The 16859-nt window shown below is 29.2% G+C and carries 21 protein-coding genes; 3 read left to right on the forward strand and 18 right to left on the reverse strand.

Features of this window, described 5'->3' with window-relative positions:
• The 17 genes from rplI to FQB35_RS15290 form a co-directional block, all read right to left on the reverse strand.
• A complete protein-coding gene (gene rplI / locus FQB35_RS15210) occupies positions 1-447 on the reverse strand; it encodes a 50S ribosomal protein L9 (protein WP_148810673.1) in 447 nt (148 codons plus the stop codon).
• On the reverse strand, positions 447-2441 hold the full coding sequence (locus tag FQB35_RS15215) for a DHH family phosphoesterase (RefSeq protein WP_148810674.1): 1995 nt from the start codon (positions 2439-2441) through the stop codon (positions 447-449). The genes rplI and FQB35_RS15215 overlap by 1 nt, the downstream gene beginning before the upstream one ends.
• A gap of 22 nt (positions 2442-2463) precedes the next feature.
• The gene (locus FQB35_RS15220; RefSeq protein WP_148810675.1) at positions 2464-3417 is read right to left on the reverse strand and encodes a YybS family protein; all 954 of its coding nucleotides are present in this window, start codon (positions 3415-3417) and stop codon (positions 2464-2466) included.
• Between the two features lie 12 nt (positions 3418-3429).
• Entirely contained in the window at positions 3430-3756 is a 327-nt protein-coding gene (locus tag FQB35_RS15225; protein WP_148810676.1) for a MazG-like family protein, read from the reverse strand.
• 261 nt (positions 3757-4017) lie between these two features.
• Positions 4018-4248, reverse strand: coding sequence for a 30S ribosomal protein S18 (gene rpsR, locus FQB35_RS15230; protein ID WP_148810677.1), 231 nt, complete (start codon positions 4246-4248; stop codon positions 4018-4020).
• 19 nt (positions 4249-4267) lie between these two features.
• Positions 4268-4666, reverse strand: coding sequence for a single-stranded DNA-binding protein (locus FQB35_RS15235; protein ID WP_148810678.1), 399 nt, complete (start codon positions 4664-4666; stop codon positions 4268-4270).
• A 19-nt stretch (positions 4667-4685) separates the two neighbouring features.
• On the reverse strand, positions 4686-4973 hold the full coding sequence (gene rpsF, locus FQB35_RS15240) for a 30S ribosomal protein S6 (protein ID WP_148810679.1): 288 nt from the start codon (positions 4971-4973) through the stop codon (positions 4686-4688).
• Between the two features lie 137 nt (positions 4974-5110).
• A complete protein-coding gene (locus FQB35_RS15245; RefSeq protein WP_148810680.1) occupies positions 5111-6298 on the reverse strand; it encodes an aminotransferase-like domain-containing protein in 1188 nt (395 codons plus the stop codon).
• 75 nt (positions 6299-6373) lie between these two features.
• The gene (locus tag FQB35_RS15250; protein WP_148810681.1) at positions 6374-6568 is read right to left on the reverse strand and encodes a DUF951 domain-containing protein; all 195 of its coding nucleotides are present in this window, start codon (positions 6566-6568) and stop codon (positions 6374-6376) included.
• Positions 6569-6638: 70 nt separating this feature from the next.
• A complete protein-coding gene (locus tag FQB35_RS15255) occupies positions 6639-7514 on the reverse strand; it encodes a mechanosensitive ion channel family protein (protein WP_231701823.1) in 876 nt (291 codons plus the stop codon).
• An 18-nt stretch (positions 7515-7532) separates the two neighbouring features.
• On the reverse strand, positions 7533-7793 hold the full coding sequence (locus FQB35_RS15260; RefSeq protein ID WP_148810883.1) for a DUF3343 domain-containing protein: 261 nt from the start codon (positions 7791-7793) through the stop codon (positions 7533-7535).
• 10 nt (positions 7794-7803) lie between these two features.
• The gene (yedF, locus tag FQB35_RS15265) at positions 7804-8391 is read right to left on the reverse strand and encodes a sulfurtransferase-like selenium metabolism protein YedF (protein WP_148810682.1); all 588 of its coding nucleotides are present in this window, start codon (positions 8389-8391) and stop codon (positions 7804-7806) included.
• Positions 8392-8532: 141 nt separating this feature from the next.
• Entirely contained in the window at positions 8533-9234 is a 702-nt protein-coding gene (locus tag FQB35_RS15270; RefSeq protein WP_148810683.1) for a CvpA family protein, read from the reverse strand.
• A gap of 10 nt (positions 9235-9244) precedes the next feature.
• On the reverse strand, positions 9245-10378 hold the full coding sequence (locus FQB35_RS15275) for a DUF5711 family protein (protein WP_148810684.1): 1134 nt from the start codon (positions 10376-10378) through the stop codon (positions 9245-9247).
• Positions 10379-10459: 81 nt separating this feature from the next.
• Positions 10460-11506, reverse strand: a complete 1047-nt coding sequence (locus FQB35_RS15280) for a YkvI family membrane protein (RefSeq protein ID WP_148810685.1) — start codon at positions 11504-11506, stop codon at positions 10460-10462.
• Between the two features lie 106 nt (positions 11507-11612).
• Entirely contained in the window at positions 11613-12416 is an 804-nt protein-coding gene (locus tag FQB35_RS15285) for an undecaprenyl-diphosphate phosphatase (RefSeq protein ID WP_148810686.1), read from the reverse strand.
• 77 nt (positions 12417-12493) lie between these two features.
• Positions 12494-13447 carry a calcium/sodium antiporter gene (locus tag FQB35_RS15290; protein ID WP_148810687.1) on the reverse strand — a complete coding sequence of 318 codons (954 nt, stop codon included), beginning with the start codon at positions 13445-13447 and terminating at the stop codon, positions 12494-12496.
• Positions 13448-13567: 120 nt separating this feature from the next.
• On the opposite strand from FQB35_RS15290, the gene FQB35_RS15295 reads away from it, so the two are divergent.
• Genes FQB35_RS15295 through FQB35_RS15305 form a run of 3 tightly spaced genes read left to right on the forward strand, consistent with a single transcriptional unit; the run spans position 13568 to position 15617 of the window.
• A complete protein-coding gene (locus FQB35_RS15295) occupies positions 13568-14518 on the forward strand; it encodes a DMT family transporter (protein WP_148810688.1) in 951 nt (316 codons plus the stop codon).
• 55 nt (positions 14519-14573) lie between these two features.
• On the forward strand, positions 14574-14810 hold the full coding sequence (locus FQB35_RS15300) for an HPr family phosphocarrier protein (protein ID WP_148810689.1): 237 nt from the start codon (positions 14574-14576) through the stop codon (positions 14808-14810).
• A gap of 57 nt (positions 14811-14867) precedes the next feature.
• Complete coding sequence (locus FQB35_RS15305) at positions 14868-15617, forward strand: lysophospholipid acyltransferase family protein (protein ID WP_333473069.1); 750 nt, start codon at positions 14868-14870, stop codon at positions 15615-15617.
• Between the two features lie 10 nt (positions 15618-15627).
• Here FQB35_RS15305 and FQB35_RS15310 read toward each other — a convergent pair whose 3' ends face one another.
• Entirely contained in the window at positions 15628-16707 is a 1080-nt protein-coding gene (locus tag FQB35_RS15310; RefSeq protein WP_148810690.1) for a GerAB/ArcD/ProY family transporter, read from the reverse strand.
• Between the last annotated feature and the right edge of the window lie 152 nt (positions 16708-16859).

The raw sequence follows: 16859 nt of genomic DNA on the forward strand, positions 1-16859 counted from the left end.
TTATCCTTCTAAAACCTCTACCTTCATTTTTGCTGTAACCTCTGGGTAAACTTTTACTTCAACAAACATTGCACCTAATGTTTTTATAGGATTGTCTAATTGTATCTTTCTTTTATCTATTTTTATTTTATGCTGCTTCATAAGCCCCTCTGCAATATCTTTAGAAGTAACAGACCCAAATAATTTTCCACCTTCCCCAGCTTTTCCTTTTAATTTAACTGTAATATTTGAAAGTTTATCTGCTAAAGCTTTTGCCTTTGCTAACTCTTCTTGCTTTTTTCTATCTTCTGCTGCTTTTTGTTTCTCTAAAACTTTCATATTTCCTGCTGTTGCTTCTTTTGCTAATCCTCTTGGAATTAGGAAATTTCTAGCATGACCATCACTAGCATTTACAACAGCTCCTTTTTTTCCTAAACCTTTTACATCTTTTAATAAAATCACCTTCATTATGCTTCACCTTCCTCAAAATATTCGTCAATTGCTTTTTCTAGCATTTCTATAGCTTCCTCTATAGTTTTATCCTTAAGCTGGGCTCCTGCAACTGTTAGATGCCCACCGCCTCCTAGCTTTTCTAAAATCACTTGTACATTAATATCTCCTAATGATCTTCCACTAATAATAACCTCATCATTTTCACGAACGCCTAAAACAAAAGATGCCGTAATTCCTCTAATATCTAATAATTCATCAGCTGCTTGAGCTGCTACTAAAGAAGCATTTTGTATTCCAGTTGAACAAACAGATAAAGCTATATTTTTTCTAATCTCTTTTGCATTTTTTACAACATCAGCTATAGCAACAAAAGTATTTAAATCATCTTGGAATAACTGCCTTACACTTGTCGTATCTGCTCCTGCCCTTCTTAACCAAGAAGCAGCTTCAAAAGTTCTTACCCCTGTTTTAAAAGAAAAATGTTTTGTATCTACAGTAATACCCGCAAGCAATGCCTCTGCTTCAATCTTTTCAATAGATATTTTTTCCTCCATATATTGAAGTATTTCTGAAACCAATTCACTCGTTGATGAAGCATAAGGCTCTAAATAAGTAAGTACTGCATTGTCAATAAATTCTTCTCCTCTTCTATGGTGATCAATAAGAACAATCCTATCTGCCTTATCAAGTGCCTCTGGACACTGTGTAAAATTTGGTCTGTGAGTATCTACCACAACAACAAGTGTATCCTCACTTATTCTATTAATAAGTTCTTCACTTGTAATAAACATATATACTTCATGTTCTTTAATTCTATCAAATAAATTCTTAATTGCTTCATTTACACCATTTAGCACAATATATGCATCTTTACCTCTATTTTTTGCTGCTCTATATACTCCTAAAGCTGCACCAAAGCTGTCCATATCAGGAAATTTATGCCCCATAATAACAACTTCTTTGGATTGATCAATCAATTGTCGTAATGCATGAGCAATAACTCTTGCTTTTACCTTATTTCTTTTTTCAACTGCTTTTGTTTTTCCACCATAGAAATTGAGGGTACGAATTTTCTTAACAACTGCTTGGTCTCCTCCTCTACCTAAAGCTAAATCCATTGCTGCCTTTGCATACTCCTCTAACTGTGCTGGATTTTTTCCATTCATTCCAACCCCTATACTTAATGTTATAGGAATTTGATTTCCTACCTGAATTTCTCTTATTTCATCTAAAATAGTAAATTTTTTAGCCTCTAAACGCTCTAAATATTGATTTTCCAAAAATATAATATATTTATCTTTTTGATATTTCTGAATCGAAGCATTCATCCTTGAAGCCCAAAGCCCAATCCTTCTGTCAATTTCAGCTACAACTAAAGGTCTATTTGCTTCTTCAGTATTATTCAACACATCATCATAATTATCCACCTGTACAAACATTACAACTGGTTTTTCTTCATTATATTTTACCTTTAAGTTTTGAAAGTTCGTAATATCTATCCAATATAGCATAATAATGTATCTTTCTTCATCATTTGCCGATGTTTTTACTATATTATACAGAACTTTATAATGTCTATCTTTAATTGTTACCTCTACTGCCACATTTTCTTTATTTTGCAAAATATTATTGATTTTAAACCCTGATATTAAATCTTCAATATTTTTTTCTAGAATATCCTTTGTATCTATCATTTCACAAAATTTAGAATTATACCAACTAATACTACCATCAAACTCAATTACTGCTAATGGCACAGGTAAGTTTAAAACTGCATACCTTGTAACAGAATCAATATCAGAAGATAAATTCTCAATATATTTCGTCCACTTTTCTTTTCTATAATGCTGAGCTTTCCAATTATAATAAATAAAATATATTAATACGAAAATACTCATACTTCCTATTAATAAATTATAATAAGCAATTATCAGCACAAATAAAGCCATAATCCATAAATGTATTTTCGTATCAGGTATAAATAATTTGGTAAACCTTTTATTTCCCATATCCGGCACTCCTAAAATATTTTTAGTGATCCGTTTTTAATTTTCTCAAATTTACAATTGCATCTACAAAACCTATCATAGCAACCATAAATGTCCCCATTCCATTAAATAATAATAATATATATATCAGTACTCTTAATACTTTTCTTAAGTTAAAAGCATGTAAAAAATAACTTACAACAGCAAGCCCTTGTATAAAATAGACAAACTGAAAGATTAAAAATACATTTAATACCAAACTTTGATAACTTACAATTTTAAAATATTTTGTAGCCATCGTAAGTCCTATTATTAAAAAAGTACCCATTAAAATACTTTTCGGCAGACGAATATATCTTAAAGGTGGTAATGATTCAGCTTTATGCCCAATTCTGTTTAACACACGTATCGTTAAAACATAATTTATATATGATAAAAATACAGAAGAAAATATGAGCATAGCAGGAATTGCCATAAGTACCAATTGTATGGTAGCTTCTAGTGTTTTCTTCAAAGTTTCTAATTTCTCTGGTTCCATCCCTATTGTTTGATACATTTTAATTTGAATATCCATAGCTTCCTTAAAAGCTTCACTCATTTGAGATACAATATCTACCCCTATAATCATAGAACCTATGCTTATTGATAATAAGGAAGCAACTAATGCTGCTAAAGATCCACCTGCTAGTACTTTATATGGGCTATACTCTTTATTCATCATATATCCCATTACAATAGCTGTAATGCCAGGTAATCCTATGACAAATATTGATTGAAGTGGTTCTGTAAAACTACCCACAATAATTCCTGACGCAACAATAGACAAAATAACAAAATGAATTCCATGTCGTTTTCCCAATACAATAAAAGGGACAGGGATGAAAAATAATATAAACGTTAACACAGGTATATACGTTCCCATAATTGCAAATATACAAGTTAAGGCTGTCATTAATGCTGCTTCAACCATCGCCCGTGTTTTTTTCTGTATATTCAAATAATATCACTCCTACTTCCTATTTCCATCTAAATATTGTTTTAAGCTAGACAAATCTCCATGCCAGTCTTCTATCTTATGTTTCTCTAATATTCCCAATCTAATTTTATCTTCTATCTTCATATCAATTCTTGAGAAATTAATTCCTAATCTTTTTCCAAGAATATAAGTGACCAAGATAATATTTGCCAACACATCTACTAAAACATCCTGTGACCCCTTCACACCTCTTACTAAAAAATCATATAATGTTGCAATTGTCATTAGAAGTTCACTTTTTAGCCATTCAATAGTTTTTATATTTTTTGTTATATCTATATTATGATCCCCAAAAGTCATCTGTCTATCATCCCCCTTTATATACATTATAGCAGATTAGCTCATATTGTATAGATATGCTCCTTTATAATTTCCTTGTTCTAATCTATTATAATAGTATTATAGGAAAAAATTCAAATATATATTAAAAATTCGCATCATGCTTTCCGTTGCTCAAATTCCTTAGAGAATATAAAATCATATAAAGTTCTCTGAAATTTTGAAAATCTATTTTTCCCTAGAAAGTTAAAAAAGAGAAGTGATTTCTCACTTCTCTTAATATTAGTCTGCTGTATATGGTAATAATGCAACTGTTCTAGCTTTTTTGATAGCTATTGTTAATGCTCTTTGGTGTGTTGCACAAGTACCAGTAATTCTTCTTGGAAGTATTTTTCCTCTTTCTGTAATATACTTACCAAGCACTTTAATATCTTTATAATCTATATGTGTTGATTTATCGGCACAGAAACTACATACTCTTTTTTTACGTCCACGTCTTTTTGGTCTTGCCATTTCCATTTCCCTCCTTTTTCTAGAATGGAATATCGTCATCATCATCAATGGCTTGGAAGCCATCCGGATCTATTTGAGATGGGTTAAACCCACTTTGTTCATTTCTATTTCCCCATTCAAGGAATTCAACTCTATCAGCAACTACTTCTGTAGTATATCTTTTTTCACCATTTTGTGTTTCATAGGTATTATTTTGAAGTCTTCCCTGAACTGCAACCAGTCTTCCTTTTGATAAGTAGTTTGCACAGTTTTCACCTGATTTTCCCCATACAACTACTCTAAAAAAATCTGCAGTCTTTTCTTTTGCAAATGGTCTATCTACTGCTATTGTAAAGGTGGCAACTGCTCTTCCGCTTCCTGCTGTAAAACGAAGCTCTGGATCTCTTGTTAATCTTCCGATTAATACTACATGATTCATTAAAACACCACCTTTAAATTTACTTCTCTTCAACACTTACGATTAGATGTCTCATTACGTCATCAGAAATTCTAAAGTTTCTGTCTAACTCTTTTGGAACATCTTTGTCAGCCTTGAAGTTCATAACAACATAGTAACCTTCGTTCATTTTTTTGATTTCGTAAGCTAACTTTCTGTTACCCCACTCATCAACCTTTTCAATCTCACCATTTGTTTCAATGATTCCTTTGAACTTTTCGATTAATGCATTTCTTTTTTCTTCTTCAAGGTTTGACTTTAATATGAACATCACTTCATATTTTCTCATTCTTTTCCACCTCCCTACGGACTTATTCGGTCCTGTTTTTTACAGGACAGAGAGTATAATCTCACATCATGGTATTATATCAGTTATTACAAAAATATGCAAGGTAAAAAAGAAAAAAGCCGCATTAAAAATACGGCTTATTTTCCAAGTTCTTCTTTTAACACTTCTGCAAGTCTTTTTACACCTTCTACAATTTTATCTTCCGGCATATTTGAATAGTTCATACGAAAAGCATTTTCATGTCCTCCATTAGGAAAGAAAGACCCTCCTGGTACAAAAGCAACTTTCTTCTCTATTGCTTTTTTCATTAACTCCTTTGCATCAATACCATCAGGTAACTCTACCCAAGTAAACAACCCGCCTTCTGGATAAGTAAATTTTACTTTTTTTGGGAAATTATCCTTCATTGTGTTTAACATTAAATCTCTACGTTTTCTATATGTCTTTTTTATTTCTTCAACATGCTTATCTAAATCATACAATTCTAAGAATTTATTTAATTCTATCTGTGCGATGGTGCTTGTTTGCAAATCTGCAGATTGCTTTACAAAAATATATTTTTCAAGAAGCTCTTTTGAAGCACATACCCATCCTAATCTAAGCCCTGGACAAAATGTTTTTGAGAACGTTCCTAAAAATACAACTCTACCTTCTGTATCAAATGCTTTTACAGATGGAGGTATTTCTCCTTCAAATCTTAGTTCTCCATAAGGATTATCTTCTATAATTGGTAAATCATATTTACTTGCTATTTCTAACAACTTTTTACGTCTCTCTATAGACCAAGTTTTTCCTGTTGGATTTTGAAAATCTGGTATTACATAAATTAATCTTGCTCTTGGAGTTTTTTCTAATATTTTTTCTAAATCCTCCATAATCATTCCTTCATCATCGGTAGGAACCTCTGCAAATTTACATTCATATGCCTTAAATGCATTAATCGCTCCTAAATAACTAGGACTTTCACATATTACAACATCACCTGGATTTAAAAATATCTTTCCTGTAAAGTCTAGTCCTTGTTGTGACCCACTCGTAATAAGAATATCCTCTGCTTTTGCATTAATATTAAACTTATTCATTCTTTGTGCAATCTTTTCCCTTAGTGGTAAAAACCCTTCTGTTGTACTATACTGAAGTGCTTTCTCCCCACTTTCCTCTAAAACTTCTACTGCAACTTTCTTCATTTCTTCAACAGGAAATAGCTCCGGTGCTGGCAAGCCACCTGCAAAAGATATCATATCAGGCTGTAATGTTAACTTTAATATTTCACGAATTTCAGACGCCTTCATTCTTTCCATACGATTTGCATATTTGATTGCCACTAAAAAGCACCTCCACAAAAATTTTAATTGTTAAAAAATTTTTTTAACTTAATTTTATTATACCACATCTATCCTTTATTCTTCCTTTCTTTCAACAATTTTTTTTATTCTTTTTTCAAGCTTCACCCTCGGAATCCATACTTGTTTATCACATCCTAAACATCTTATACGAAAATCTATCCCTGTTCTCATAATTTCAAATTGATTACTCCCACAAGGATGATTTTTTTTCACTTGTATAATATCTCCTAATCTTAAATCCATAGGCATAAAAATTCACCCTTCCTTTCTATATACAATAGCCCGAAACAACTGTTTCGGGCAGTATTTATTTAATATTTTAGCTTTTTTGATCTTTTATAACAACTCTCCTTGGATAAGGTATTTCTATTCCTTTCTCATCAAATCTTTCTTTTATTCTCTTTCTTAGTTCTCTCTCTACTGCCCACTGCTCCATAGGTACTGTTTTTGCAACTATAGATATAACAATATCAGATTCTCCTAAATTTGTCACTCCTAAAACAGTAGGACCCTCTATGATTTTTTCATTTTCTTTTGAAATTTCTTCGCATAACTGGTTTAAAACCCTTATAGCATTGTCTATATTTTCTTCATATGCAATGCTTACATCTATCCATGCACGCATATTTCCTCTGCATTTATTTGTTACTTTCTCAATATAACCATTAGGAATAATATGCAAGTCTCCATTAAAATCTCTTAGCATAGTAACCCTTAGTGTCATATCTTCAACAATTCCTGATTTATCTCCAATTTCAACATGATCTCCTACTTGGAATTGGTCTTCTAATAGAATAAAAAAACCAGTAATAATATCACGGACTAAATTTTGTGCTCCAAAACCAATAGCTAAACCTCCAATTCCTGCAGCAGCAATAAGAGACGATACATCTATACCTATCGTTTCAAGTATTGGTGTAAAAGCAATAAAATAAATTGTATATCTTATTATGCTATTTGTAATTCCTTTTATTGTATTAAAACGCTTTTCTTCTCCTATAAGCTTAAATTTTTCCCTGTTATCAAAGAATTTATTCACAATCATATTCGAAAAGCGTATAGCTAAAACCATTGCTAATAATATTAAAACAATTTTAATAAAATCTCCTGTATAATCAGCTAATATATCTGGGTGAATATACGTTTTAAAAGTCTCAACTGCTTGTTTACTAAAATTTTTATAAAAACTTTCCAAACTCCAATTTTCTCCCTTCTATAAAACTTTAATTACAGTTTTATTTTTACCTGTCTTTTTTATTTTAAATATATCAACCTTTTCTTTATCCTGTCCTAGTGCTTTTATTACTTCTGAGAATATTTCAGATGAAAATTTGATAGAAAGACCACAACTTGCACTAATTTCCCTTGGAGTAGGAATGGTTTCTATATTAAATTTATTTTTTAACTCTTTCTCTGTTTTTATAGCATGATGGGTAGATTCAAATGATATTACGTAAAATTCTTGTTCTAACATACTTTCCACTTTATAAAGTTACTTTATTTTTGGCACTATGAAGTGTATCCAAAATTGTATACATATTAGTTACACTTCCTACTGCTAATTTTTCCTTAAGATGAAAATAGTCTAAGCATGTTCCACAAGAAAGAATTTCTACCCCTTCACCTTCTAATTGTTTTAAATATTTGAGTACTTCTGACCCCTCTACTGTTAATTTTACCCCACCATTTATAAATAGCAAAGTTTTAGGATAAGGTGTATATTCTGTTAATGTATATATATATCCATTCATCAGTATTTTTCCTAATTCTTCTGAGCCTTGTCCTAATTTATCACTACCAAATAAAATAACCAAATCTCTTTCTTCACTAATTTCACAAACCTTTTCTAGATTATCATCACCTTTATAAATATTAATATAAAAATCGTTCCCTTCTTCTTTAACCTCTACATTATAATTTAAACTTTTTGCAAGCTTCGTTACATTTTTCATAGCTACTTCATTATCTACAATAGTTGTAACTACTCCATCTGTATACTTATCTAACAACTTTTTTGTTTCAATGACTGGTTTTGGACAGCTTAATCCCCTTGCATCTACTTGTTGATTCATTCTTATCCCCTCCATAGCTTAGAATATTTTTTAAGATTATATAGATAAACAACATAAACATTTTTTTAAAAAAGAAATATAAAAAATAAGTGAACGTTTTTTTATATTTCATTATATCTATATTAAATTTCCTTGCAATAGCTATCCTTTAATAGTTCCTTTAAGAATTCCTATAATTGGATTATTATTATATAAAATTTTAGCTATTACAGAACTTTCAAGCCCTTCTACGAATACATTTGTATCCATCATAGTCGTAAAAGGCGTAATTACTGCAAGAAAAATAAAAACAATAAATAACCCCTTTAAAAGTCCAAAAACAAATCCTCCTAAATGATTAAACTGCTTAAGTACAGGAAGCTTTGAAATTCCATTTAATATGTGTCCTATAATAAATAATAATATTTTCACTACAAAAAATATAATCAATATACTTATAAAATCTATAAACATTCTAGCAATAATATCTGATAAGTAGCTGTGTACCCCATCTATTGCTCGTATACCTGCTTCCTTAACGCTATCACTTTTCATAAGAAAACTTTCTACAACCTTTGGAAATTTTAATACCTCAAAAATATTTCGGTTCTCTAAAATCCCTTCAGCCACTGCTTGTCTATTTATAATTGTTTTAAATCTTTCTCCTATGAGTTCTTGTACCTTTAGAAAAATTATTGAATTTTCCATAATATATTTTGAAACCACCGGGTAATACATTTTTGCTGCAACACCTGCTAAAATAAAACTAGTCATATGAAAAAAAGATAAAATCAATCCATTATTCCATCCTTTTATAATATTTATAACAAGTATTACAATAATTAAAACATCCATCCAACTCATAAAAACACCCCTATTGTTCTTTCCATTTTACTTGCATAATCTCTATTTTATTTTTAAAAACAAGCATCAATCTATCATGGGGTAACATATATACATTCTTAATATCATTATTAACTTTCTTTTCAATCACCTTTTGTCCTTTTTTAAATATAAGATATAATGTTCTATCTGTAAAAGCAACAACATGATTATCCTTCGTGTCCATCCCTAATACTTCTCCTCTAATAGGGATTTTACTTATCTCTGTACCATCTATTCCTACAAGCCATATATGATTTCGATTTTTTGTATCTATAATTGTTTTTTTATTATTAATAATATGCATCCCAATAAATCCTTGATCATTCCATGCTACACGATTAATAGTATCTGATATATACTTTTTCCATAATACTCCTTTTTCCTTGCCAAATACCAATAATTTATCATCTCCAACATTCATTAAACGATTGTCATCACTAAAAAATAAATTAGTAATAATTTCTTCATCATATGTATTTCCTCCAATAAGTCTTCCTTCCTTTGTATATAATACAACATTTGTCTTAATTTTATTATTTTCTATATTCATAATAGATAAGGCAATAAGCTGCTCTTTTTCTGAAATCGTAATATCTATAATTGTTCCTTTTGAAATAATAATCTTTCCTTCTTCTTTCCCATTCATATTCAATATATATATTTCACTATTTTCCTTATTCTCACAATATAGAGCAATATATCCTTCATTGTTGCATACCAAATCACTTATAGGTTTTTTTAAATTAACAGACCATATAACACTTCCTTGATCATTATAAGCGGTAATTTCCCCTTTTTTCTTATCCGTCAAGAAAAATAAGTTTTCACTGCTTTTTATAATTGCATTTTTTATTTCTTTTTCTTGACTCCATTTTTCATCTCCTTGTAAATTGTATAAACTTAATATTTTTCCATCATACACAACTATTTCTTCTTTTAAAGGATGGATAGTCAAATTTTTCCCTTTTTCATAATTAATAGTTCCTATTTTCTGAAAACCTAACTCTCCATATCCTAAAAAATTCCTCGTTATATTAAAAAGCTTAGCGCCTCCTAGTATTAAAATACACAAAGCCAAAAGAACAAATATCTTAAATCTAAATGGTCTTCTTTTTCTTGACATTTTTATTCCTCCTACTTTTTTCATTGGCGCATTATAATAATACTCTATTGTTAAAGTAAAATCCTCCATTTCTCATAAACATCATGAAAAATTTTTTCTATTTACTCCCTTTATTAAAATCAAGCCTATAATGAAAATTCCAATATACCCAAATAGAGGATAAATAGTTTTTACTAAATTTTTAAAACCAAATTTAGCTAGAGGAATTGTTCCTAAACAAAATAGTATACAAATAATTATATGGTTAATTTTAAATCTTTTTTCTATACTTTGTATAAAAACAAAGCCATTAGCAATAGCTGTAGTAAGCATAGCAAACCAAAGTAAAATACCATAAATTAATTTTACATTTTCCCCAAGCTTTGATGCAATCGTCATCATAGGAATTTCTACACCCTTAATATCTGTATACAACATCAAAGTTGGTAAAAATAAAAAAAATAACATAAAGCCTAATCCAAGTCCTCCAATAATCCCACTAATTATTGCTACCCTCTTGTTCTCTAGCAATGGGTACATAGAACTCAATACCATTGCCGCTCCAAAACTATTATAGCTTACATATATCAAGCAAGAAAGTACCCAGTTATCAGTAATTGTATAAAATGTAGTATCTACTTTTTTTATAATATAATGACTATCTGAAATTACAAATATTCCCACAGCTATAATCCCAACTACCAATAATGGTACCAAAATACTATTAACAAACGTCAAACCTCTCATACTAAATAAAAATGTCATAAATGTAATAAGGCTCATAAGAATAATCCCAACTTCTTTTCTATATCCAAATTGTTCTTCAAACAAAGCTCCACTTCCTGCTAGCATTACACAGTATAAAGAAAGTACTAATAATGATAGAATAAATTCTATAATTCTTCCTATTGGCATACCAAAAATAGACATAATCCAATCATTATATGAACTTACTTTATGTTTATAAACATTTGATAAAATAAAGCTTCCAATAAAACTAAATAAAACAGCCGTTAAAATTACACCATAAACCCCTCCTATTCCATATTTGGTAAAAAAACACATAATTTCTTGTCCAGAAGCAAACCCTGCACCTACCAATGTGCCAATATAAATACTAGCAATCTTGAGAATATTTTTATTAACCATTTGCAACCTCCTCTCACTTATCGTAATACATTCTATGTCCATAGGAAGTTGTCTAATGATAAAAATGTTCATAAAAATAAGCTCCTAGAAAATCTAGGAACTTTTTTTAGAGTAAATTAAAATAAATCAAAATCAATCCACCTAATAAAATCCTGTAGTAACCAAATACTTTAAAATCCCTTCTCTTTATATATTTCATAAAGAAAGCAATTACTGTTAAAGCTACAATAAACGAAAGTATCACACCTACAAGAAGAACAATCCATTGGCTAGAAGTTATTGATAGCCCTTTTTTCATAAGCGAATAAGCTGTAGCTCCAGCCATAGTCGGAATGGCCAGAAAAAATGAAAACTCAGCAGCTACTTGTCTAGAAGCACCTAAAAACATTGCACCGATAATGGTAGCAGCAGATCTAGACGTTCCTGGAATCATAGCAAGACATTGAAACAATCCAATAAGAAAAGCTACTTTGTAACTTATTTGTGAAATAGATTTAAATTTTGGAGTTTTTTCTCTTTTTTCTAATAAAATAATAATTATACCTCCTATAGAAAGTGCGATCGCAACAGTAATAGGATTAAAAAGCTTTTCTTCAATAAAATCTCCTACGAGTAAACCTAATATAACAGCAGGAATAAATGCAACAATTACTTTAAACCAAAGAATAATTGATTCTCTTTTTTGATGTCTATTTTTACTTTTAGAAAAAGGATTTAATTGATTCCAATATAAAAAAAGTACAGACAGGATTGCTCCAAATTGGATAATTACATCAAAAGCATTGGCAAAAGAACCCTTAAATTCAATCCAATGATTTACAAGAATTAAATGCCCCGTACTGCTTATAGGCAAAAACTCAGTAATTCCTTCTACAATTGAAAGGATCACTGCCTTTAAAATATCACTCATTCTATTTCCCCCTTTTATTTCATAACAAATTAAGTATATTAAACTATACGAATAAGAGCAAGATAAGTTTTTGATTTCTACCTTCTTATAATAATATATATTGCATATAAAATATATGATAAAAATAAAATCGCACCTTCAAGCCTTGATACTTTATGATATGTTCTAGAAAAAATCAGTAATATACTTGTATAAACAATCATAAATAATACATCTATAAAGATCTTTTCTTCTACATATATAGGAGATATAACAGAAGAAGTTCCTAATACAAACAATATATTAAAAATATTACTCCCAACAATATTTCCAACAGCAATGTCACTATGTTTTTTAGCAGCTGCAGTAATACACGTAATCATTTCAGGTAAAGATGTTCCTACTGCTGCAATACTTAATCCAACCAAAGTCTCACTCATCCCTAATGAATAGGCAATCTCTTTACTACTTTTTACTACAAGTTCTCCTCCTAAAACGATTGCAGTAAGCCCTCCTACTGTAAAAATAATATTTTTTCTCATATTTCTTAGCAAAGGATTTTTCTCTTCATCATTTTTTTCTTTGCTGTTTCTTGCAACTTCGAAAAGATAATATAAAAATATAGTAAAAAAAGATAATAATACCAATCCATCTCCTCTTGTAAGTTGATTAGAAGACATCGCCTGTAACCTTATATCCATCATGACAATCAATAATAAAACACTTGATAATAAAGTAAAAGGAATTTCCTTTCTTACTGTTTCTTTTTCAACTTTTAAAGGATTTATAAAAGCTGTAATCCCTACAACAAGAGACATATTAAACATATTACTTCCTATAACATTTCCTAGTGCAATTCCATTATTTCCTTTCATTGCTGCTCTAATACTTACAGCTGCTTCTGGAGAACTTGTACCAAAAGCAACAATAGTAAGTCCTATTAATATTGGAGAAATCCTAAGTATACTTGCAATATTTGATGCTGCATCAACAAAATAATCTGCTCCTTTTATCAATAAGACAAATCCCAATATTAAAATAAAATATGTCATATTTATTCTTCCTTTTCATCTTTCTTATATACATTGTCTTCTTTGATTCTTTATTGTACAATATGCATATACATTATTTTTACCATTAACTATAAAAATATTGCTTTAGGAGAAACTATTATGTTAAAATGCAACATAAATCATACACAAAAAGGATATATTGCTGGTATTTTATCAGCTATTTTTTTTGGATTTTCAGGACTTTTTGTAAAGCTTGCCCAAGGCAGTGGTCTAGATTCTGCTAGCATCTTAATTTTACAATATATAATTACAATTCCAACTATGTGGATAATAGCATTTTTAAAATATAAAAATCAAATAAAAATAAATAAAAATGATCTTATAAAACTCTTTTTTATTGGCATGTTTTTACAAAGCTCTGTAAGTATATTTTATTATGAATCCTTTAAATATCTTGATATATCCATTGCAACCATTTTGTTATTCACTTATCCTATTTGGATTACAATTTTTTCTTCATTTTTTTCAAAAATAAAATTAAACAAAGTCATAATATTATCTGTCATAATTACTTTTTTAGGCTGTATTCTAGTTTTAGATATATTGCACATAAATACATCTTTTTCTTTAAAAGGTACTTTATTGGGCCTTGGAGGTGCTTTTTTTCTTGCATTCTCAAATATTTTCCTTGAAAAGTTTGAAAACAGAATACCACCTTTTATTTTGTCAACTTATTCATCTACTTTTATATTTTTGAATCTGATTATTTTTAGATTTCCTAAACAGCTACTTCATATAAATATAACTAAATTCCAGTTGATAAACGTAGCTTTACTTGTTTTTATATGTCAAATTCCTCCTGGTATACTAATGTATACAGCAATCCAATATATAGGTGCTGTAAAAACTGCAATCATTGGAAATATTGAAATTCCCACAGCAGCACTAATAGGTTATATTTTTTATAAAGAAACCCTAAATCCTTTACAATTTATTGGTATTCTACTTGTACTCGGAGGAATTATGCTTATGCAAAATAGTGAATATATACAAAATAAATTATTTATATATTTTCATAAGATAAATGAGCAAAAATCTTATTGTAAATAGGTATACATATATGATATATTGAGAAAAATATAAAAATTAAAGGAGGAATGTACATATGAAAGCAAAATTCTCTAAAATAACAGATGTGAACAATTTTGTAAATTTTGTTTCTAAGCTTAAAGGAAAGGTTTATTTAAAGTCTGAAGAAATTAAAGTAAATGCAAAATCAATTATAGGAGCAATGTATATTTTACAAGAACATCCTGATGATATTATAGTAGAAGTTGAAGACCCTCAAGAACAAAAACTTGTTTTAAACTTTTTAATAGAAGGCGGTCATATAAAAAAGTAAATAAGTCTTTTGAAATCCTTCTTAGCAAGAATCTAAGGAGGATTTTTTTTGCTTTTTATGCTATTATATAAAAAGAAAGGATGTGTTTTTTCTATGTTTCGAACTATATATATGGCTATTTATTTTATCGTATATCTAATTTTTTTGTTCCCTAAAGAATGGAAGATTAACAAATTAGAAAAAGAAGGAAGAATGCAGGAAATGCATGATTTACTTCACAAAATTGCTATGAATTGGGGTAAAAGTATTGTAAATGCAACAGGTTCAAAAATACATGTATTTGGAATTGAAAATATACCTAAAGGACCTGTTTTATTTGTTAGTAATCATCAAGGAAATTTTGATATTCCAATTCTTTTTGGTTTTATTGATAAACCTAAAGCCTTTATTGCAAAAATAGAACTTTCAAAAATACCTGTATTTGGAAAATGGATGGAAAGACAAAAATGTATTTTTATCGATAGGGATAATCCTAGACAGTCTTTAAAAGCTATTAATAAAGGAATTAAAACTTTAAAAGATGGACATTCTATGGTAATTTTTCCTGAGGGTACAAGAAGCAAAGGTCCTAAAATGGGAGAATTCAAAAAAGGAAGCCTAAAGCTTGCTACAAAAGCAAAGGTTCCCATTGTTCCTATCACCATTGATGGTTCTTATAAAATCATGGAAGGCAACAAAAAATTAATTAAACCAGCAGAAGTCAAAGTTACAATATCTCAACCTATCCATACTACAAATTTAACAAAAGAAGATGAAAATGTTCTTAGTGAAAAAGTATATGCTATAATAAAAAGTCATTTATCATAAAAATACCGATTCATCGGTATTTTTTTGTTTCAGCAATAATCCATGTAATTATGGGTAAGATTACTTGAAAAGGAAAAAAGTAGCTTGCCCATATTTCTGTATTGAATTGAAAATAATGCTGTACACTATCATACTGAAAATAAGCTATATTCATAATCATTAAAGTAATGGGAATAATCATCAATCGATAATCTTTACAGCCAAATATTTTGGTCATTCCTTTACAGGTACATAATAACAATATGCTTATTTTTATAAAACCTCCTAATATAAATACAATGGCTATAATTACTTCTAACCTTTGTATAAAATCACGTATATCCACTCTTGCAACCGTAACATAGGAAGGATAGTACACCCTTGTTGCCTCATCTATTCCTATAACCAAAATATTCGTTACAGAAATCATAAAAGTTAATATTGATCCTATAAATAACCCTATTATATAAACTTTATAAGAAGACTTTTTTCTTTTTAAATAGGTAAAAGCCATTGTAAAAGCTACTGTTTGAACAAATGGTTGTGTAAATACACTGTAAGCACCTTTCAAAACAGGTTTAAATCCATTATATAATACAGGTTGCATGTTATGAAAGTTCATATTTGGAATCAATAATGATAATGCAACCCATATGCCTATAATAACGATTATTAAAAAAAGCTCTGCCCACCTGCCCAAAACTTCAATCCCTTCCTTTATACCCCAGGCACATAGAATTCCTAAAATGATAATAAATATAATTTTAGGAGTTTCCCATAAATTCACTGTTCTAATAAAGAAAGCATAATTATTTAAAACATCAGCTGTCCAATAAAAAGTATACCAAGTAAATACAATCATCATAATTCTTCCAACAAACTTTCCAAAACAAATTTCAAAAATATCAAATAAGTCTTTCCCTGGAAAAATATAATGAAGTCTAGCAAATATCATAATCATTGGCAATACCATGAATATAGCTAAAATAATAGCTATCCATAAATCTTTTTTAGCATCTAGCCCAGTTACAAATATTGATGTAGAGCCTGTTAAAAATAAAATCATAATGGCTATACCTTGCTTATCAGAAACAACTTCTCTATTCACCATTTGTTCCTCCTAATCACTAACACTTTTATATAGTTTAACCAAGTTTATTGATTTTAAATAAACCTATTTCCAGGGAAATGCCACAAATTTATAAGTATTTAAAAATATCCATTATCTTCTTTAAACAAAATATCTTGGCAATGAATTTAATA

Source organism: Crassaminicella thermophila, from assembly GCF_008152325.1.
Taxonomy (GTDB): Bacteria; Bacillota; Clostridia; order Peptostreptococcales; family Thermotaleaceae; genus Crassaminicella_A; species Crassaminicella_A thermophila.